Annotated in this window: 17 protein-coding genes and 4 pseudogenes; 3 read left to right on the forward strand and 18 right to left on the reverse strand. The window is 57.0% G+C overall.

Annotated features, from left to right (window positions below):
* Nucleotides 1-50: 50 nt before the first annotated feature.
* The 15 genes and pseudogenes from CJU94_RS39215 to ltrA (CJU94_RS39285) form a co-directional block, all read right to left on the reverse strand.
* A complete protein-coding gene (locus tag CJU94_RS39215) occupies nucleotides 51-698 on the reverse strand; it encodes a TetR/AcrR family transcriptional regulator (RefSeq protein ID WP_095423870.1) in 648 nt (215 codons plus the stop codon).
* A 1001-nt stretch (nucleotides 699-1699) separates the two neighbouring features.
* Nucleotides 1700-2119, reverse strand: a pseudogene (locus tag CJU94_RS39220) (alpha/beta fold hydrolase); the annotation flags it as partial.
* A complete protein-coding gene (locus CJU94_RS39225; RefSeq protein ID WP_341868391.1) occupies nucleotides 2098-2337 on the reverse strand; it encodes an FAD-dependent oxidoreductase in 240 nt (79 codons plus the stop codon). The gene CJU94_RS39225 and the pseudogene CJU94_RS39220, both read right to left, overlap by 22 nt.
* 69 nt (nucleotides 2338-2406) lie before the next feature.
* On the reverse strand, nucleotides 2407-2688 hold the full coding sequence (locus tag CJU94_RS39230) for an ATP-binding cassette domain-containing protein (RefSeq protein ID WP_095423871.1): 282 nt from the start codon (nucleotides 2686-2688) through the stop codon (nucleotides 2407-2409).
* 60 nt (nucleotides 2689-2748) lie between these two features.
* Nucleotides 2749-3126 (reverse strand): non-heme iron oxygenase ferredoxin subunit, encoded by a 378-nt coding sequence (locus CJU94_RS39235; protein WP_244221212.1) that lies wholly within the window; start codon nucleotides 3124-3126, stop codon nucleotides 2749-2751.
* Entirely contained in the window at nucleotides 3110-3628 is a 519-nt protein-coding gene (gene paaI / locus CJU94_RS39240) for a hydroxyphenylacetyl-CoA thioesterase PaaI (RefSeq protein WP_157763913.1), read from the reverse strand. The genes CJU94_RS39235 and paaI overlap by 17 nt, the downstream gene beginning before the upstream one ends.
* Entirely contained in the window at nucleotides 3625-5205 is a 1581-nt protein-coding gene (locus CJU94_RS39245) for a class I adenylate-forming enzyme family protein (protein WP_095423874.1), read from the reverse strand. The genes paaI and CJU94_RS39245 overlap by 4 nt, the downstream gene beginning before the upstream one ends.
* Before the next feature lie 39 nt (nucleotides 5206-5244).
* Nucleotides 5245-5619, reverse strand: coding sequence for a Zn-ribbon domain-containing OB-fold protein (locus CJU94_RS39250; protein WP_095423875.1), 375 nt, complete (start codon nucleotides 5617-5619; stop codon nucleotides 5245-5247).
* 15 nt (nucleotides 5620-5634) lie between these two features.
* Nucleotides 5635-6810, reverse strand: a complete 1176-nt coding sequence (locus tag CJU94_RS39255) for a thiolase family protein (RefSeq protein ID WP_095423876.1) — start codon at nucleotides 6808-6810, stop codon at nucleotides 5635-5637.
* A gap of 65 nt (nucleotides 6811-6875) precedes the next feature.
* Nucleotides 6876-8062, reverse strand: a pseudogene (locus CJU94_RS39260) (IS256 family transposase).
* 104 nt (nucleotides 8063-8166) lie between these two features.
* Nucleotides 8167-8709 carry an aromatic-ring-hydroxylating dioxygenase subunit beta gene (locus CJU94_RS39265; RefSeq protein ID WP_095423877.1) on the reverse strand — a complete coding sequence of 181 codons (543 nt, stop codon included), beginning with the start codon at nucleotides 8707-8709 and terminating at the stop codon, nucleotides 8167-8169.
* A 64-nt stretch (nucleotides 8710-8773) separates the two neighbouring features.
* The gene (locus CJU94_RS39270) at nucleotides 8774-10096 is read right to left on the reverse strand and encodes an aromatic ring-hydroxylating oxygenase subunit alpha (protein ID WP_095423878.1); all 1323 of its coding nucleotides are present in this window, start codon (nucleotides 10094-10096) and stop codon (nucleotides 8774-8776) included.
* Nucleotides 10097-10285: 189 nt separating this feature from the next.
* Nucleotides 10286-10762: pseudogene (locus CJU94_RS39275) on the reverse strand (transposase); the annotation flags it as partial.
* Between the two features lie 107 nt (nucleotides 10763-10869).
* Nucleotides 10870-12207, reverse strand: coding sequence for a group II intron reverse transcriptase/maturase (gene ltrA / locus CJU94_RS39280; RefSeq protein ID WP_095423828.1), 1338 nt, complete (start codon nucleotides 12205-12207; stop codon nucleotides 10870-10872).
* Nucleotides 12208-12728: 521 nt separating this feature from the next.
* Nucleotides 12729-14066 carry a group II intron reverse transcriptase/maturase gene (gene ltrA, locus CJU94_RS39285; RefSeq protein ID WP_095423828.1) on the reverse strand — a complete coding sequence of 446 codons (1338 nt, stop codon included), beginning with the start codon at nucleotides 14064-14066 and terminating at the stop codon, nucleotides 12729-12731.
* 612 nt (nucleotides 14067-14678) lie between these two features.
* On the opposite strand from ltrA (CJU94_RS39285), the gene CJU94_RS39290 reads away from it, so the two are divergent.
* From CJU94_RS39290 to CJU94_RS42135, 3 genes and pseudogenes are all read left to right on the forward strand, one after another.
* On the forward strand, nucleotides 14679-15557 hold the full coding sequence (locus tag CJU94_RS39290) for a tyrosine-type recombinase/integrase (RefSeq protein ID WP_095423827.1): 879 nt from the start codon (nucleotides 14679-14681) through the stop codon (nucleotides 15555-15557).
* Between the two features lie 8 nt (nucleotides 15558-15565).
* Nucleotides 15566-16771: an IS91 family transposase gene (locus CJU94_RS39295; protein WP_095423831.1), complete on the forward strand. Its 1206-nt coding sequence runs from the start codon at nucleotides 15566-15568 to the stop codon at nucleotides 16769-16771.
* 397 nt (nucleotides 16772-17168) lie between these two features.
* Nucleotides 17169-17402: pseudogene (locus CJU94_RS42135) on the forward strand (enoyl-CoA hydratase/isomerase family protein); the annotation flags it as partial.
* A 1317-nt stretch (nucleotides 17403-18719) separates the two neighbouring features.
* Here the strand turns inward: CJU94_RS42135 and CJU94_RS41215 are convergent.
* The 3 genes from CJU94_RS41215 to CJU94_RS42145 form a co-directional block, all read right to left on the reverse strand.
* Nucleotides 18720-19178, reverse strand: coding sequence for a hypothetical protein (locus CJU94_RS41215; RefSeq protein ID WP_157763914.1), 459 nt, complete (start codon nucleotides 19176-19178; stop codon nucleotides 18720-18722).
* Nucleotides 19175-19678: a hypothetical protein gene (locus tag CJU94_RS42140; protein ID WP_244221213.1), complete on the reverse strand. Its 504-nt coding sequence runs from the start codon at nucleotides 19676-19678 to the stop codon at nucleotides 19175-19177. Before CJU94_RS42140 ends, CJU94_RS41215 begins: the two co-directional genes overlap by 4 nt.
* Nucleotides 19679-19770: 92 nt before the next feature.
* Nucleotides 19771-20172, reverse strand: a complete 402-nt coding sequence (locus tag CJU94_RS42145) for a TniB family NTP-binding protein (protein WP_244221214.1) — start codon at nucleotides 20170-20172, stop codon at nucleotides 19771-19773.
* Nucleotides 20173-20451 lie beyond the last annotated feature (279 nt).

A 20451-nucleotide genomic window follows, 5' to 3' on the forward strand; every position in this document is an offset into this window, starting at 1 on the left:
CCCTACGGATAGTGGATCACTGACTTTGCACTTTCGTGTTTTAAAATCCGTTACCGTCGCACTTCCGGGTTCGGTTCGTTCAGAAAGGCACCAACAAAATCGGCCGCCAAGGCCTGCAGTTGCTCGGGTGTCGGATTGCGTACCCAATGTACCGTCCAGTTGAGAGCGCCTACCGTCATTCTGCGAAATAGCGCAATGTCGGCCGCAATCAAGCCTTCATTCTTCACTTTTGCCAGCACCTGTAGCCAAGTATCTCGATAACTCTGACTAAGTGCCTCCAGCGGTGCGCGTTTTTCAGGTGATATCTGGCGCCATTCACGCAACCATACTTTATGCGCGTAGCCGTACTCCGAGTGCAAGCCTTCCAAATGACCCAGTACCAGAGCGTATAATTGTTCGCGTGCGCTGCGTGCTCCCTCCAGTTTTTTTGTCACTACTTCCAAACCTTGGAGCATGCCGCCCTCCATTACTGCAAACAGCACATCTTCCTTGGTGGCGAAATGATAAAAAAAACTGCCGGACGTCATGCCAACCGCATCCGCGATATCGCGCACACTGGCCCCCTGATAGCCTTTTTCCTCGAACAGCTTGCCGGCCGCGCGGATTAATTCCCAATAACGGGCTGGCGGCTGGCGCTCCGTTTGGCCGGTAGACGGGCCGCTTCCTTGTCGATTAGCAGTACCATTTTTCTTTGCCACTTAATTGCCTCATTTTTGATTTGAATGTTGTTGCGGTTATTTTGAATCGTAGAAAGATATTGTATATGTGCGATCATCGCAGCTCATATTGATTTTCCTACGACACAATAATAATTTCCTGGAAAATGCTGCTTGCTTATCCGACATTCGCCCTGCAAAAATATCATTTTATTTTTGCAGAGATTTACCTGAAATACAATGCGACGTCGCCGAGCGCGCCGAAAGACGCTTTAAACATTTGATTACGCTGTGCGCGATAACCGCGTGTTAAGCCGCCGGTTAAGACAATATTTCCTGCATTGAGTTGCGCTCCATCACGATTGAGTCTGTTGGCAAGCCAGGCAACGGCAATCAACGGACCACCCATTGCTATTACTGCCCCTCCCCTGGTCGAGCAGCTTGCCGTCAGCCCAAAATTCAACCTGAATGCGCCGAAAGTCGCCAACGCTGCTTATTGCGTGCGGCGCGCCGAGTACATAGCGCGCACTGGAACTGTTGTCGACAATATTGTCGACTGCTTTGAATACATACTCGCGATAGCGGGTATCGCAGATTTCCAGCGCCGGCATGCAGACGCCGCCTGCGAGCAGCACCGATTGCCGATCATGCCCACCACCGGCCAGCTGTCGATCGAGCCGAACCGCCATTTCTGGCTCGACTAACGGATGGATCAGTGAATCGAACGCGACTTCGCCACTGTCCTGGGCCACGCCGATGTCTTCGCTCAGCACACCATAATTTGGCTCATCAATGTTCATTTGTTGGCGCATTGCTGCACTGGTGTAGCCGAGCTTGTATCCGACGGTTGCGCGACCTCGCAGTTTCATTTTTTGTCGAGCGATCTCATATGCATCGGTTTCATTGAGATCCGGATAGCGGAAAGAAAGGGTGTCGATCGGCAGCAGCCCACACTCCGCCTGCCAAAGCGCGCGCGCGAGCTGGTCGATCGTGCTGGTAAGTAGCGACATGGGTCTTTGAAGGAAATTACTGTAAATCGCGGCTTCCGCGAAAAAGTCGCCGACGAGCCGATTAAACCGTGCAGCATGCTCGATCTGGGTCCAATGCCCGCACTGCCCGAAAACGTGCAACTGTGACTTCGCGATCAGCTCGAACAATCGGTAGGAATTCGCCAGTGGAATCACCTTGTCTTCGCGGCCATGAATGATCAGCGTTTGATGCGACAGTGCCCCGATGCCGGCTTCCGGGCTAGCCAATCCATCCACAGAACGCTGGCCCGGTGCGGGGAACATTTGCGAGAACGCTTCCTGAAAGCCGGGGCGAATGCTTGCTTCATAACGCATGCGCGCCAGCTCATCATTGACCAGCGTGCGGTCGTAAGCAAAGATATCGAGCATGCTGCGCATGGTTTCCAACGATGGCGTATAACCCCAAACCCGGTCTAGCCCTTCCGTGATTGAAAATAATATTCTGCGTTGTGCAGGATGATATCCGCTAGTGAACGGTCGCCGCAAAGCAGCTCTTTGGACAGGGGCGGGCGGTCATATGGCAGTGCCAGCTCTTCATTGATCAATGTGATGGGCCGATCAAAACCTCGTCGTCGACGCAGCCCGTTTGCCGCACTTACGCCAGCCAGGCCGGCGCCGACTATCACCACCCCGGCATTCATGTCGTCGATCATGACTGTTTTTTTCCCTGATCAATCAGACGTTGTAGTTTCATGCTGGCCCAATGTTTCTCGTTACGCGGCTCACATACCCAGGTAGGCTTGACGCACCTGTTCGTTGTGCATCAACTGGCGGCCCTTACCACTCAACACAATCCGGCCGGTTTCCATGACATACGCCCAATCTGCCAACGGCAATGCCTCATAGGCGTTTTGCTTCACCAGCAAGATGGTCACGCCTTGTTGGCGCAGCTTGGCAATAATCGCAAACACTTCCTCCACCATCAAAGGCGCCAAGCCCATGGACGGTTCGTCGAGCAGCAGCAAACGTGGATGGCTTATATGAGCGCGTGCAATCGCCAGCATCTGCTGCTGCCAACAAATCTGTTCCCCGTATTGGCGGTAAAACGTTTATTCTTGCCGGATTCATTGCGCGTCCGACTTTTGACGAAGACAGACCAACTGCCCAGCGTTATCTCCTTGGTCCAGCCGTACAAAAATACGGTCGTTTTCAATTACGATCGGGTACGTTGCGACCGGTTTGGTACACGGCAACGCCGTCGCTTCGCCGGTACGAATATCGAATGTGCCACTATGGAAAGGACACTCCACCTGGCCGTCCTCGATATCGCCTTCGGATAAAGAGGCAGCGCCGTGCGTACAGGTATCGTCAATGGCAAAGAACTCGTCGCCAAGACGAAATACTGCGATCGGCGGGCGACCCGCGACATCGACGCGGGTACCACACTCGGGCTTGACGTCGTCGGTATGCAGCAGAAATGTCAGCTCAGCTTGGTTCGCCACGCCCGCCTCCGCCAGTTTCATTTTCGTCAAGGAGCGCCTGGCCAAGGTTGTAGTAGCGGCCATGCAGTTCGGCGATCTGCCGCCCTTCCTGATCGATCACGCGCACCAGCGTCACACCGGTGGTCTTGCCCGCGTACGTTACCTCCGAATGCGCGTACAGTCGGTCGCCCTGTTTGGCCGGCCGCACGTAATCGATATGGCAATTCAGTCCCACCGCCACGTTGTTGCGTGCGCTGGCTGCATACGCAAAGGCGGTGTCAGCTAGCGTAAAAATATAGCCGCCGTGGCATATGTCATAGGCATTGAGCATTGCTTCGGCAACTGTCATCGACAGTACGATGCGACCAGGCCCGCTCGATTCGATTGCGATTCCCAGCCCATCCGACACCCGGTCATTCGATCGCATCTTGGCGATACAGCGCTCAGCAACTTCCACTGCGCCTTTGGATTGATCGCCTGCATATGCTGCTTGGCCTGCCTTATCCGTTGTGTTCGACTTCACTCGATCTCCGTATTCCATGGCACTAAGCCTTTTTCGTTACTTAACCACTTTCTAATTTCCGCTTTCTTGACCTTGGCATTAGCGGTCTTGGGCAACTCATCGACGAATACTACATGCTTGGGTGTCTCTGGCTTGCTTAACTTGCCTTCGCAAAAACCGATGATATCTTCCAAGCTGGTGCTCTTGTGCGTCGGCCTTTTGTTGATAACCGCGACCACGGCCTCGCCCCATTCCGGATGCGGAACGCCAACCACAGCCACTTCCAAAACCGCCGGGTGCTCGACTATTACCGCCTCGACAGTGGTTGGAAATACATTCACGGCACCGGTGATAATCATGAATTTTTGCCGATCCAGCAGATACACATAGCCACGTTCATCCATGCTCCCGATATCGTTGGTACGTAGCCAGCCATCCTTTAACGCTTCAGCCGTCTCCTTCGGCAGATTCATATACCCCTTCATCAGAGTAGTGCTACGCAGCCAGATTTCGCCCTTGGTGTTTGGTGGTAGTGGCCGGCCTTCATCATCACGGATCGAGCACTCGAAATGAATGCCGACGCGGCCGACCGACTTTAGCAAATCCGGTTCGGATTCCAGTGCCAGCTTGTGATCGCCTTCCGTCAAATAAGTGATCCAGCCACCGGTCGATTCTGTCAAGGCATAGGTCTGAATCATTTCGACCTTGAATGCTTCCCGAGCGTCTCGGATCAGCTTTGGGGTCGCCGGCGAGGAGCCATACATCAGCAGCCGTAGAGAGGAAAGATCGTATTTAGCGTTTTGTTGTTCGATAATAGCCCGTTGCACCATGGTCGGCACAAGCAACCCGACGGTTACGCGGAAGCGCTCGACATCTCTCAAAAAGGCATCAATTTTGAACGAGCCGTCGGGGATGATCGTAGTCATGGCGTTGCCAAGTCCATAGCAATTCATGATGATCACTACCCAAGCGGATGCAGCTGGCATATACCAAACGTCATCCGGAGCGAAGCCAAATGAAATCAAGGAATGGATCACGCAGTCAGCGCCGCCTTGCTGCGTTAGCATTACGCCTTTCGGTACACCTGTGGTGCCGGAGGTATAGCTGCAAAACAGCAAGTCGTCAGGTGCGAGTTCTGGCCACTCCGGTGTACCGCTTGCTTCGCTTAACAGCGTCTCATAATCAAGCGGAAAGTCATGCTCACCGTTATAGCCAATTATGGTAATGCCAATTGCCTTGATTTCACTCCGATGGTCGGCGACCATGGTTTTCAGGCGAGCATCGACCAATAGCACGCGTGTTTTGCTGTCTTTCAGAACGTGCAGTACTTCCGGCCAGGCGTATTGCGTATTGATACCGACCCGCACCGCCCCGATTGCCATGCATGCGTAGAAATGCTCGTAGACTTCGATTGATTCAAGCGACATGATCGAGACGGTTGTCCCCTTGCCATGACCCATTTTTTGTAAGGCCCTGGCAAATCGATCTGAGCGCTCGTCCATCTGTTTCCAGGTGGCGGTGCGGCTGCCGCAGTAGTACGCGACTTTCGTGGGATAATTGTTGGCGCAGCGTTTGATCATCTCGCGTAGATACAGCATGATTTTCTCGTCTCCTAATATTTGTAAATTTTCTGCGGCTTACTGACTGAAAGGGTGGAAGATCAGTCCTTTCGAATCAAATCGCGCACTCACTGCCATCCCTACTTCTGGCTCGTCATCGCCGACATGCGCCAAGCGCGCCAGTAGTTGCGGACCTTCTGCCAATTCCACCAGGGCGACCGTATATGGAATCGGAAAATCTTCAGCGTATTGACGATGAAATTCGACATACGAAATCACCTTCCCGGTACCTTTTGCGCGCTGCCATTGCACAGTGGAGCCTGTAACCTTCCGCCAGCTGCGTGCATGCAAGCCGAGCGCCTTGCCTGTTTTCGTGTCAACGGGAATGCGCAATTCGTTGTTGCCGACAAAAGCCAGGAACTCTTTGTCGTATTCGTCGTATAGGGTTTGCATGGAACAGCTTCCCTTTCAATGTAGCGCCGCGTGCGGGCTAAGCAGAACGCAGCTGTGATAGTCGAGGCAGCCACCCGAACCCGTAACCAATAGCAAATCATTGTTTACCACTTGACGTTCTCCACCAGCGCCTCGAACCTGAATCACGCCTTCGGAAAGAGGGGTTACGCCCTGCAAATAAAATCCGGATAAGTGGCCCCCGCCTGTGTTTACGGGCAATGTGCCTCCGGGCGCTGTGTGGCCATCAGCCACGTATGAGCCGGCCTCGCCGGGCTTGCAAAGGCCGTACTCTTCCAGTGCAAGAATGCCGACGTAGGAAAATGCATCGTAGAACTGACAGGCAGTCACATCTGCTGCGACAACGCCCGCACTTTTGTACGCCATCCTGGCTGCTTGTTGAGCTCCAGAGCCGAGTTCGTCATCGTCACCATGCAAGCCACTACGGCCACGGTGACCTTGGCCCATTCCGTGGATATAAACTGGTGCGTGCGGCCCATTGACAGCGCACCTTACACTTGTAACAATGATCGCGACTGCGCCATTCACTGGGTAGCAGCAATCCAGTATGCGAAATGGCGCGACTATCATTGGTGAAGCGAGGTAATCACCGATACTAAGAGGCTTCCTTAAAAATGCCTGCGGATTTAAAGCAGCCCATTTGCGACAGCTGACCGCATACGCACCCAACTGATGTTGGGTCGTGCCGTACCGTGCCATATGCTTGCGCGCAGCCAGCGCGTAGGCCGCCGACGCCCCTAAAAAGCCCTGCTGACGCTCCCAGCCTTCCACACCAGTTAATGGCATCGCAATAGCAAAGCTATCGCCACCACCACTTGCCTTAACAGGTGTATCGGAGAAAACACAGACCACGCTTTTGGCCATGCCCTGACGAATCGCCATTGCTGCATACTGGACCATCTGTACTGCGGAAGACCCTTCTGAGTCGATGGCCGCAAGCAAGCCAAGATTGCGCAATTGTAGGTCGTTCTGCAAGCGTAGCGGCACTTCGTCCGGGTCTGCGATTGGGCTGCGATTGATTAACAGACCATCGATGTCCGTCTTTTTCAATCCGGCGTCGGCGATTGCAGCCTCTACTGCCGCAGCAGCTAACTCCCGTGAGGTACCGATTGGCTTACGCGACAGTTCGCTGAAACCAAGGCCTGCAATTGCAGCAATAGGTTTATGTCTCATGGCGCTTGAGATAAAGTCAAATGTGGTGTTTGGGAAGTTCGGTCTGATCAGGCGGCAAGCGGTTGCTAGGCCGGTGGGCTGTCTGTCACCGGTAGTCCGTCTTTGAAAGGAACGCCTTCGAGCAGTGAGGCGACTTTTTCGGGCGCACGAATACGCCGCCACGATTTTTCCGCCGACTCAATCAGCTTGAATGCGAGCCCGAGAAAGGTCGGACGGGAAACGCAGTTGCGCGTGCGAGTTGTTCGATGCCGAACTGTGGCGAAGGTCGACTCAATGGGATTGGTCGTCCGCAAGTGCTGCCAGTGTTCCGCAGGAAAGTCATAGAACGCGAGCAACCCATCACTGTCTTTTGTGAGTTTCTCCGTCGCCTTCGGATACCTTGCCGAATAAGCATCAGTAAAGCGGTTGAAGGCCGCCAGCGCTTCCTCGCGTGTGGCGGCTTGCCAGATCTGCTGCAGGCCAGCTTTGGCTCGACCATGCTGCGATTTGGGCAAAGCGCTGAGTATATTTCCAGTCTTGTGAAACCAGCAGCGCTGGTGTCGAGCCTTTGGGAACACTTCGGCCAATGCTGCCCACAGCCCCATTGCCCCATCGCCGGCCGCGAGCGGCGGACCGCTTTGCAGGCCTCGCGCTTTCAGATCCAGAAAGAGCGCGCACCAGGCGTCCTTGGACTCGCGGAAGCCGTCGCCAATCGCCACACGTTCTTTCGTTCCGTCCGGTTTCACGCCGATGATGACCAGCAGGCACTGGCCATCCGAATCGTCACTGCGCAGCCCCGTGTTGATCCCATCGGCCCACTGAGCCTTCAGACGGCTGACCACGTTGGGCGAAAGGCCTTTGGCCTCTTCACCCAGCAGCACGCTCAGCGCCTCGCTCATGTTGCCGGTCGAGACGCCGCGTAGATACAGCCAGGGCAACGCCGCCGACACGCGGGGTGACTTACTAATGTAGGGCGGCACGATGTTCGAATTGAACTTCATGCCCGAGCCCGAGCGATCGCGGACCTTCGGCACCCGTACGGTGACCGGACGATTGCCGTCACGACCTCGCGCTCCGGCAGGTAGCCATTGCGAATCACGGCGCGCCTGCCGTCGAGTGTCTTCACGTTATCGTAGCGTTCGAGCAATGTCGTCAACTCCGCCTCAATCGCTTGCTGGATAATCTGCCGCGCGCCTTGCTGAATCAAATCGTCAAGGCCGCTGGGCCGCGCTTCCGATTTACCTGCGCCTGTTTCTTCTGTAACCTTCTTCATTGGTGGTGGATCCCGGTTTGGCTGGTTGTCACTCTAGACACCTTAAAATCCCTACCTCACGAACACCACTTTCGACCATAACTCCATGCGCTTGGCGGTCTCGGTTAGATAATGAATGCTAGACTAGGGATTGCTTCGTCACCATGTACAAGCATCACTTTTTTGAAAAACATCTTTAGTTCATTGTTTTTCCAACGCAGATGGTGTTCGATCCGCCCAGGCCAGATTTCGACAGTGCGCGTGGATGACATGCGCAGTTCATAGAGAACGAAGTTAGAAAACACTTGGTATTCGTTATCGCCTTTGCGCTCAACCTCGATGTTCGATACAACGCGTCGCATTCTGGACACGGGTAATTGAGAATGGCGTTCGCCTGTATTAAGTTGAGCAATACGCGTGCGCAGGCGTGAGCGATTATCGGCAGTAATCGACAGATGTTTGCTCATATCGAAATCACCCTCGCCGCGAGGTACCCAATAAATCATGTCGTCGTCGACCAATTGCTCCCATTCGGTGTAGCGCGACTCATCTGCGAACCGCGCGTCCCGATAGATGAATGCGCAAATGGCAACATACTCCTCAGCACTGATGGCTGCGACGTTTGGGGCGGGGGATTGGGTGTTTTCTAGCGGTGCTGCGGTGCTCATCTTTGTCTCCGAAATACTTTCTTGGTTATCTATCGCGGCGCATAGCTATCAATAGGCTACGAGTTTAATGGGAACAGGCAGGTTCTTCGCTTTTTTGTGATTTCATCGGCAATTCTTTTTGCATAACCTTCTTGTAATGCCTCCAAAAACCTCGATTGGTACATTCATCGGTGACATGACCGGTAATGACGCCGTCTGCACCGACCACGTCGCGATTCATGCCCCGTGAGACATCAAGCCAGTCAGCCTGATCGCGCATCGCAATCTGTTGGCGCTCCGAGATCACGCTGTCATCCGCCAGTAGAAAGGCTGAAGGGCCAAGGGCTGCTTCTGACTGGCGCAAGATTCGCTGGTTGACTTCGTCAGGCACACCTTCCAAAAGCATTGGCGTGTGCCACTGGATGCACTGGTGTGCATTGACCGGTTCGAAAATGACTATGTTCATTTCGCCGAGGAATAGATTCGGGAAAATTGCAGCATGGGGCGGACCATCTCTCAAAATCCGATCGCCTTTTTCCTCTCCATAGCTGTTCTTGAGCTGTTGCACATATTCTGGATAGCGGTCTCTCTTGACGCCGAGCCATTCGAAATATTCCTTGTACGATGGCGAGAAAAATAGTTCGGTATGGCCGTTGCCCCAATCCTTGGTTTCCGAAACCAGGCTTTCCTCGGTGGCGATTGCAGCAGCGTTATAGTGGGAGTCGATGACGCGGGCAAAAGATGAATGGACGTAATTCACGTGATAGCCGTCGGTATCATTTTCAGGAAGCATTTTCCAGTTCGCGTCGAACCGCTGCTTAACCCATCCAGCGGTCAGTTTGATCCGACCGACCGGTGACATATCACAAGCACGATCAATCAATACTTTGGCCTTGCCAAGGTGGTCGGCCAGCGGACCGACCGCTTCGTTAAACGTGGCAAATACGAATCCGCGATACTCTTCAGTACGTAACACTTTCAGGGCTATGCCTTCCTTTGATTTTGGAAAGCCACCTGGATACGACACATCGAGCAATTTGCCATCTAAGCCATATACCCAGCCGTGGTAGGCGCAAGTTAAGTATTTAGTTTTTCCGCTCTTGTTTATGCACATCAGATTGCCGCGATGAGCACAACGGTTAGAAAGCACGGCGATCGAATTATCCTTCTGGCGCACCATAATGACTTCTTCGCGACCGATAGTACGACGCTGATATTCGCCCGGCGCAGGAATTTCCGAGTCATGCCCGACAAATACCCATCCACCATAGAAAATTTGTTGCATTTCCTGTTCGTACAGATCTGTATTCGTGTAGAGGCTACCGTGAATACGCTCCTCCTGAATCAGGTAATCGAGATCGATCGTTGATTTGGCGGGAAAGATTTTCACTGTTTTTTGATGCGCCATGCCATGCACTCCTGTTGATGGGGAAAACTTGGCACGTATCGCTCTCGTAACATACCAAGTGATTGGTATGTATGGTATACAACTCCTTTTGGTTAGGTCAAGCAAAATGTCATGGCGCGCACCAGCGACATTCCGTACCACGTTCTTGAGAGTTAATGTCAAATGTGGTGTTTGCAAGGCGCGGCCTGATCAGGCGGCAAGCGGTTGCTGAGCCGGTGTGCTGTCGGTCACCGGTAGTCCGTCCTTGAAGGAAACGCCTCCGAGCAGCGAGGCGATTTTTTGTGGCGCACGAATGCGTCGCCATGATTGTTCCGCTGACTCGATGAGCTTGAATGCAAGACCAAGGAAGGTCGGGCGCGAGACGCAATTGCGAGTGCGGGTTGTTCGATGTCGAACGGTGGCAAAGGTCGACTCAATCGGATTGGTCGTTCGCAGATGCTGCCAGTGCTCCGCGGGAAAGTCATAGAAGGCAAGCAGTTCTTCGCTGTCTTTCGTGAGTTTTTCCGTCGCCTTTGGATACCTGGCCGAATAAGTGTCAGTAAAGCGATTGAAGGCTGCGAGCGCCTCGTCGCGCGTGGCGGCTTGCCAAATCTCCTGCAGGCCGGCTTTGGCCCGACCATGCTGTGATTTGGGCAAGGCGTTGAGAATGTTTCCAGTCTTGTGGAACTTACGCCGATATCGGCGTAAGTTTCATTGTATAGGGGTAGGAAACGGCGGTCGCCGTCCCCTCCCTCCGAACCCGGTGTGCGGTTTTCCCGCGACGGGCTCTCCAGTCAGTTGTTTCCACATCGGGATTGGCGCGCTGATTCAAGGGCTGCGGACATCGTGAACAGCCCAAGATTAGCGAAAAAGGCATTTGGCCATCGCGTGTGATCGCGAAGGCATCGACCCTGACCCGGACGATGAAGCTGTCGACGCAGGATCGCTCGAAGGCGGCGACGAACAAAGCCGTCGACGGACGAGAAGGTGTATCGGTGGGCCTGCTGGAAATAGCCGAACCAACCACGCAGGAGTGGATTGAGCGACGTAATGATGTCCTCGATCGAGTCACCCCTGTTACGCTTGGTCAGGGCCCGGATTTTATCCCGTAGCCCCATGAGGCTCTTCTTGCGCACCCAACGTTGACCCGCCTCGAACCGGTAACCCAGAAACTCGAACCCATGACCCTCCAGCCGGCAATCCCCAACGTGGGTTTTGTCAGGGTGCAGTGTCAAGCCGTTCGCATCCACCCAAGCCCGCATGCGAGTGAGCGCAGCTTCCGCTTCCTCACGTGTACGGCATAACACCACGGCGTCATCCGCGTAGCGCACCATGACCAGCCCTACCTGTCGCATTTCCACGTCAAGCTCGTGCAGGTACAGATTTGCCAACAAGGGGCTGACAACCGCCCCTTGAGGACTGCCGGAAGTCGGCGTCCAACGCGTCATGTCTTCCATGATGTCTTGCTTGAGAAAGTACTGGATGAGTTCCAGAACCCGGCCGTCCGAGATTCGCCCTGCCACTCTCGCAAGAAGAGGTGAGTGTGGAATCGAGTCAAAATAGCTTTGCAGGTCGGCATCGACCACCCAGCAGTAGCCCGCTTTCACATGCCGGTCCACTTCGCGCAGCGCATCCTTGCAACCCAAGCCCGGGCGAAAGCCGTAGCTTCTCGGCTCGAACTCATGCTCAAAGATCGGCTCGATTACCAGCTTCAGGGCCGCCTGAACGACGCGATCCTTTACAGCGGGTATACCGAGCGGACGACGTCCTTTACCTTTCGGTATGTAGACACGCCGCACCGGCTGCGGGCGATAGCTACCATCCTGCAATGCTTGCGCCAGTTCGGCAAGGTAGCGGTCCCGCGCTTGCGCGAATCGCTTCACGCTCATGCGGTCCACTCCCGCCGCCCCGGCGTTCTTCTCGACCTGAGTCCACCCCAGCGCGAGCGTGTCCAGGCGAAACACCTTGTCAATCAAACTGTGCCACTTACCTCCTTTAACTCCATTTCGTAGAGCAGCCAACATAGCGTCCGTCCAGATTGAAGCTGACGCGAATTTCCGCTGCACGCAGCTTCCCAGCGCGTCTGCATCTCGTCTAGTCGTTTCCGACACTGGCGATGCTTCGATCTTCATCTTTGCTTCCTTCCGGTCTTTTGCTATCAACTTTCCTGCCCCGCTTCCCTAGTGCGCCTTTTGCTCTGACGCAGGTCTCCACGGCTCGACTCTTCCGTGTGCAGTACTATCGGGACTCTGACTCCTGCCAGCGTTCACCTCGCCGGCAGGTCTCCCCACTTGCTTCGTGCCACCTTCCCATCGTTCCGTCCTCAAACACGTGGTACGCCACCGCACCGCTTTGTCCGCCACGACAGCGTGCTGTGTTACTTCCAGGCTTCGCCACTTTAGTGCAGGCTCGCCGCCATACCCCGCCGAAACAGGTTCGTTAACCTACGGACCGACAGTTCGCTTCCGGTTACTCCCCACCCCGCCTCACGACGACGCAGTTACCTTCAGCTACGGAGCTGTGGCCAACTCCGGCAGGGACTTTCACCCTGCAAATGGCACGCCATCATGGGCGTACATAGGGGTAGGAAACGGCGGTCGCCGTCCCCTCCCTCCGAACCCGGTGTGCGGTTTTCCCGCGACGGGCTCTCCAGTCAGTTGTTTCCACATCGGGATTGGCGCGCTGATTCAAGGGCTGCGGACATCGTGAACAGCCCAAGATTAGCGAAAAAGGCATTTGGCCATCGCGTGTGATCGCGAAGGCATCGACCCTGACCCGGACGATGAAGCTGTCGACGCAGGATCGCTCGAAGGCGGCGACGAACAAAGCCGTCGACGGACGAGAAGGTGTATCGGTGGGCCTGCTGGAAATAGCCGAACCAACCACGCAGGAGTGGATTGAGCGACGTAATGATGTCCTCGATCGAGTCACCCCTGTTACGCTTGGTCAGGGCCCGGATTTTATCCCGTAGCCCCATGAGGCTCTTCTTGCGCACCCAACGTTGACCCGCCTCGAACCGGTAACCCAGAAACTCGAACCCATGACCCTCCAGCCGGCAATCCCCAACGTGGGTTTTGTCAGGGTGCAGTGTCAAGCCGTTCGCATCCACCCAAGCCCGCATGCGAGTGAGCGCAGCTTCCGCTTCCTCACGTGTACGGCATAACACCACGGCGTCATCCGCGTAGCGCACCATGACCAGCCCTACCTGTCGCATTTCCACGTCAAGCTCGTGCAGGTACAGATTTGCCAACAAGGGGCTGACAACCGCCCCTTGAGGACTGCCGGAAGTCGGCGTCCAACGCGTCATGTCTTCCATGATGTCTTGCTTGAGAAAGTACTGGATGAGTTCCAGAACCCGGCCGTCCGAGATTCGCCCTGCCACTCTCGCAAGAAGAGGTGAGTGTGGAATCGAGTCAAAATAGCTTTGCAGGTCGGCATCGACCACCCAGCAGTAGCCCGCTTTCACATGCCGGTCCACTTCGCGCAGCGCATCCTTGCAACCCAAGCCCGGGCGAAAGCCGTAGCTTCTCGGCTCGAACTCATGCTCAAAGATCGGCTCGATTACCAGCTTCAGGGCCGCCTGAACGACGCGATCCTTTACAGCGGGTATACCGAGCGGACGACGTCCTTTACCTTTCGGTATGTAGACACGCCGCACCGGCTGCGGGCGATAGCTACCATCCTGCAATGCTTGCGCCAGTTCGGCAAGGTAGCGGTCCCGCGCTTGCGCGAATCGCTTCACGCTCATGCGGTCCACTCCCGCCGCCCCGGCGTTCTTCTCGACCTGAGTCCACCCCAGCGCGAGCGTGTCCAGGCGAAACACCTTGTCAATCAAACTGTGCCACTTACCTCCTTTAACTCCATTTCGTAGAGCAGCCAACATAGCGTCCGTCCAGATTGAAGCTGACGCGAATTTCCGCTGCACGCAGCTTCCCAGCGCGTCTGCATCTCGTCTAGTCGTTTCCGACACTGGCGATGCTTCGATCTTCATCTTTGCTTCCTTCCGGTCTTTTGCTATCAACTTTCCTGCCCCGCTTCCCTAGTGCGCCTTTTGCTCTGACGCAGGTCTCCACGGCTCGACTCTTCCGTGTGCAGTACTATCGGGACTCTGACTCCTGCCAGCGTTCACCTCGCCGGCAGGTCTCCCCACTTGCTTCGTGCCACCTTCCCATCGTTCCGTCCTCAAACACGTGGTACGCCACCGCACCGCTTTGTCCGCCACGACAGCGTGCTGTGTTACTTCCAGGCTTCGCCACTTTAGTGCAGGCTCGCCGCCATACCCCGCCGAAACAGGTTCGTTAACCTACGGACCGACAGTTCGCTTCCGGTTACTCCCCACCCCGCCTCACGACGACGCAGTTACCTTCAGCTACGGAGCTGTGGCCAACTCCGGCAGGGACTTTCACCCTGCAAATGGCACGCCATCATGGGCGTACACTAAACCGCTGACGCGGTAGTGGGAGGTAGGCACAGGTCCGTGGCTGACGTTTCATGAAGAGGGTTGTCTGGCGCTGAACCCCGGCGAGGTGGTGAGTGGTATCGCCGGGAGCAGTATGTGAACGCCCGGTTGGGCATTCCATCCACTGCTTCCAGGAGGCTCGCCATGACGCCACTGCGCCAACGCATGCTGCATGACATGCAGATCCGCAACCTTGCAGAGAATACCCAGAAGTCCTATCTGATTCAGGTAGCCAGTTTCGCCCGCCACTTTCGCCGTTCGCCCGAACTGCTGGGTCCCGAGGAGATTCGGGCCTGGCTCATCTACCTCCGCGAAGAACGCAAGCTGGCACCCGCCAGTCTCGGCGCAACGATCGGCGCACTCCGGTTTCTCTACCGTGTGACGCTCAAGCGACCCTGGAGCGACGAGGACTTTCCGTTACCGAAGAAGCCGTTCCGACTGCCAGTCGTCCTCAGCCTGGAGGAGATCACCACCTTCTTCGAGTCGGTCGCCAGTCTCAAGCACCGCACCATCCTGATGACCGCGTACGCCGCCGGACTGCGTGTCTCCGAAGTCGTGCATCTGAAGGTCACTGATATCGACAGCAAGCGCATGGTGATCCGTGTGAACCAGGGGAAGAACCGTAAGGATCGCTATGTAATGCTCTCGCCCAGGCTGCTCGAGATCCTGAGACTGTACTGGCAGGACGCCCATCCGAAGGAATGGCTCTTTCCAGGCAGCATTGCGGGGCGGCCCATCACCCGCCATGCCGTGGGCGACGCATGCGAGCTTGCACGCAAGCGCAGCGGCATCACCAAACCCGTGACACCCCATTCTTTGCGACACGCGTTCGCCACGCATCTGCTGGAAGCCGGTACTGACGTGCGCCGGATCCAGCTGCTGATGGGCCACAGGTCCCTATCGACAACGTCCCGGTACTTGAGGGTCGCCACCAGCACCGTGTGCGCCACCACCAGTCCCTTCGACCTGCTGCCGCACCCTGCACCCATTCCATTCCCGCCACCTGCGCCCCAGTACTTCTGAGCGCAGTCATGCGACCGGCGCTCGAAGTGGCGGACATTTTCCGCCAGTGTGGGCCCAGTTTCCGGCTATCCCATGCCGGGGGGCTCAGTCGTGTGCAGCGACGCGTGATGAGTGCCATCGAGCTGTGTCGTACCGCAGCGCTTGGTGCCCATCTCGAGCAGTGCGATGCATGCGGCTATCAGCGCATCAGTTACGACTCGTGTCGTAACCGGCACTGTCCGAAGTGCCAGTCACTCGCCCGCGCGCAATGGCTCGAACGCCGGCATGCGGAACTCCTCCCCTCGACCGAGTATTTCCATGTCGTCTTCACGCTTCCCGAATCCATCGCCGCTCTCGCGTTCCAGAACAAGAGGACGCTCTACGATCTGCTGTTTCGCGCCAGCGCCGAAACGTTGCGCACGATCGCCGCCGATCCGAAGCACCTGGGCGCCGAGATCGGCTTCCTCACGATCCTGCATACGTGGGGACAGAATCTGCAGCATCACCCTCATGTGCATTGCGTTGTGCCGGGCGGCGGCATCTCCCCGGACGGCGAGCGCTGGATCGCCTGCCGTCCGGGCTTCTTCCTGCCCGTGCGGGTCCTGTCACGGCTCTTTCGCCGCCTGTTTCTCGAACAGCTGCGTCGCGCTTACGACGCCGGCGGGCTGCGCCTGCACGGTCAGTTCGAGTCCCTGAGCGATCCCGTCGAATTCGCAGCCTGGCTTGCACCCGCGGCACGGGCGGAGTGGGTGGTCTACGCCAAGCCACCCTTTGGCGGTGCCGAACACGTGCTCGATTACCTGGGCCGCTACACCCACCGCGTCGCCATCTCCAACAACCGGCTGCTCGCCTTCGACGGGCACACCGTGCAGTTCCGCTGGAAGGACTATCGGCACGAGTCCAGACAAAGAACCATGACGCTTACCGCCGACGAGTTCATCCGTCGCTTCCTGCTGCATGTGCTACCTGAGGGCTTCAAGCGCATTCGCAGCTACGGGTGGCTCGCCAACTGCCACCGTGCCGACAAGCTCGCCACCTGCAGGCGGCTGCTCGGCGTCGAGGCTCCCGCCGTTGCCGCAGTCGAGCCCGGGGAAGACTACCGTGACCGCTACCAGCGACTCACCGGCAAGTCACTGCGCGACTGCCCCGTATGTGGCAAGGGACACATGCTCCGCATCGAAGACATGCCCGGCAGCCTTCCACGAGCCCCGCCAGGTCCCACCCATGCGCGCTAGTTGCCATCGCACCTGTTTCCGTACACGTTCGCCTTTCCTGACGAGGCCAACGCGGCTGCACTCGTGCCTTCGATCTGCTGGCGCACCAGCGTACTCCAAAATGGCGGGTGATTTGCCGGTTCACGCGCACATTCGCGCTTCCTTTACACGTGATGTTTCCCACTCTCGCCGGAAGTCCGTGTGTGATCGCCCCTGCAAGACTTCACAAATTACCGCGGCGGTCATTCAATGCCCATAGCGGCCACCGCCTGTGGAGCGGTTTAGCACAAACATTTTTTTGATTACCGGTCGCGGATCAGGTCCGACGACATGGCGATGCGCTGGTTGCCGCGACCGCCAACCAAAAAAATCTCTGCCTTACGCGGTGCACCGCGTAAGAGGTTGCTCGTTAAGACGGTCGATTGCGGAATGCTTCAGCATGGAGCTGTGCATTGGTCACCGGGCGATTGAGGACGGCGATTTCCGCGACGGAGTTCGTGCGCTGCTGGCACACAAGGATAATCGCCCGCGATGGGCACCGGCGGCGCTACACGAAGTACGCCCGGAGCGGGTCAAGCACTTTCTGACATCGCCATGGCGAATCGATGAGCATCCACTGGCCGATCTCGGCGTTGACTTTGTTACGAACTAGGTGCGTCCATGCGGGGCGGTGTGTCTTCACACCGCCCGTTCCTGCGGCTTGCTTCGTAACGTTACCGCGCGCTCCACGCAGCAAGACACTGTTAGACGCAGCTTCGATGCCCACAACGGTCGGGTTCGCATTCAATTTCTCACTCTGCATCGGAAGGCGCCAACACCGCCAGGACCATTGCAGTAACACCGACGCGGCGCCGATCCTTCGTCAGTGGCAACTTATCAGGTTGCACGGAAATGTCCCGTCGCGCGTCGCGTTTCGCGACAGGCGCCGGCCAGTTTTTCGGTACTTGAGCTTTATGGAGGTTTGCGATGTGATGTCTGTAGTGCTCCGCTCCCGCCCGTCGTTCTTCTAAGGATACGAGCGGTTGTGGTCGCGCGGGAGCGATCGCCATCCTGTACTGCTTCCGGTCAGGAGCCGCGCCAAGCACGACCCACTCCCGTTCCGGATAGTCGATCGCTGGAAACTGCATCCATAGAGGTCCCGATCGCGCGCCTCCGCCGCTGGCCGCCACAAGGTATCAGGAAAAACTGTCGAGGCAAGCCAGCGCAAAAACTCGCAGGATTGTCCAGCGCTCGACCGACGAGGTCCATCCGGGCAAGCCAACTGGCGCGAAGAGCGAAAGCCAGACAAGGACACGAAGCAACCCATGCTCGCATCGGCCGAAAAGATGCGCCGGTACGCCGACACCTTCCCATTTTGTCCGCCATCGCAGTACCGCTTGAGCAACCGGACAGAACGGTGTCTTTGTACATGCATCGAGCCGCCATGTGAGATAGCGGCCAGCGGTACAGACACACCTGCGATGCCTTTGCACGACATGGCGTATGAGATATCGTCGAATCGACTTATAACACGCGATGGCGTCAGGCAGCACGTCATCGGAAGTGCGTACCGCCAGCGAGCGGGGCGAATCTCCGACGCACTTACGGCGATGGTCAACATCTGTTTCTAACGAATCGCGAGCAAAAGCCATCGGATGGACCAGGACGTTCGAAACCCCTTCAGTCTTCTCCTGCACGACACGCGCGCAGAAGCTGCTGAGCCCATCCGCTCCGCTGACCCTTGCAGGCGCCGAGGCCAACCAGGCCTCGCAATCGTCCGACTGGCCTATGTTAGCCAGCAGTCGCCGAAGATTTGATGAACGGCGGCCGAACCAGTCCCGCGCAAGGCCCTGCGCGACCTTGAACCGGTACGCAGGCGATATCCGGGTCGCGGGATCTCCTGCCGCGCCGGGCGATCGCACCCGGTTTTGACCGCACGTCGGACAACATAGGGGCAGCCGGAAATTGCACGCCTGCAGCCGGTAGATCATTAAGGCCTCGCCACAATGGGTGCAACGGTCACGGAGTGGACTGCCGTGGACCGGGCATGTCTTGCACCCGTCGACTGAAAGACGGCGAGATGAATGCCGCGCGCCGCACATTGCACGCACCACATCAATTGTCGCGGTCCGGCACTCCGCGCAACGTCGCCGACCGGCAAAAACGCAGCCGCGACGTCGCAAAGTGGAATGCACATCAGATCGGACATCCGGAGGAGATCGAACTGACGCATGTCGCGCAGGTCGATGCCGTGTTTCACTGGCCAGCGATCCGGCTTTCGTAAGAAGAGTTCCGCCAATGCTGTACACGACAACGCGTTCAATTGCTGGAACCTGGCGAACAGCATAAACGCAGACTGACCGGGCAGATTCCAGTCGTCGCGCCAGCACCAGTCACCGGCTTGCCAGGTGTTGGCACCGGGTAGCAGAATTTCGAAGCGACTTTTCATGGTCCAGCAGCTACGTCGTCAACGAATATGATGCGCAAATCTTCCAGTGCCGCAACGTAGTTGCATTCGTCTACCGCTTGCGCCCACGATGCCGGGCTGAGCGCAAAATCCGATGCATCGTGGTTTATGCTGTCGACGAGCGCGATCTCGACAGTGCGCGCCACATACTCCATCGGCACCTGCATCGTGAAATCAAACCGCGCGCGCCGGTGCGCAGCGTCGAAGGCTTCCCACAACGCGAGGTGCTGCTTCTCAAGGCGGAAGCCGGTGTCGAATGCGCGTTGCAGAAAATAGCGCGTGTAAGGCCAGTCACTGCCGTCTGGAAAAGTGGACGTGTCGTAAGCGGCGAGCGACATCTTCAGATCGTCGGCAGCACGAAAGCCGTCGAAGCGCAGTTCATCGACCATGAAACGGGACACAATCTGCGAGGTGTCCACGCTCTGACGGAACGAACTCTTGCGGTTCAGGATGCCAGGTTGACCGACCAGGAATGTGAACATCCGCACGCCCCGACGTTCTAGTTCGTCCTGAACGTCACGCAGCCATTCGTAGTGTTCGAGCTCGAGTCGCTGCGCCTCGTCGACAAATACGATCAGTTTTTGTTGCCGGCGGAGCGTTCGACCAGTTCGGCCGGCTTATGGTAGAGGCGTAGTCGGCGCTGCAACGCCGTACCGCTATCCGGGCGCCCATGTCGTGCCGCCTCGAGCAGCATGCCGAAAAACAGTGCTTCCGAGCGCGAGGGATTGCGCGGCATGCCAATCGTCAGGACTGCCACGCGAGGCAACTCCAGATGCAGCAGCCGGACACAGTACCGGATAGCGTAGGTCTTGCCCCAGCGGGTGTGTCCATAGATCACGGCGCCAGCGACGCCGCGCCGGATGCACTGCCGCACGCGTGAGTACATCGCGGCGATTGCCGGGGTGGGCACCATGTACGCCTGGTTCACGAGCGGATGCGCCGATGGATCAACGGGGCGTTTCAGCGAATCAGGCATCGTTCACCCGAACGTAAAAATCTGCGTGAGCCACGGCGCGTCCGGCGCCTTTCGGGCAGGTGTTTCTGCCGCTGGCACTTCGCGTTTCACGACTGGCGCCGCGTGAGCGACGTCGGGCGGCGGTACCTGATGCGACTTCGCCCGGTCTGTCAGCATGCGCGCCAGGTCATTGGCGTCACGTGTATGGCTTCGCGCCTGTTCTTTCTTGTAGGCAAACCACGCGCCGACGGGATCGCCGCCTTCGCGCACCGACAGCTTTCGCTGATGGATCAGTGAGAA

The sequence above is a fragment of the Paraburkholderia aromaticivorans genome (genome assembly GCF_002278075.1).
GTDB lineage: Bacteria > Pseudomonadota > Gammaproteobacteria > Burkholderiales > Burkholderiaceae > Paraburkholderia > Paraburkholderia aromaticivorans.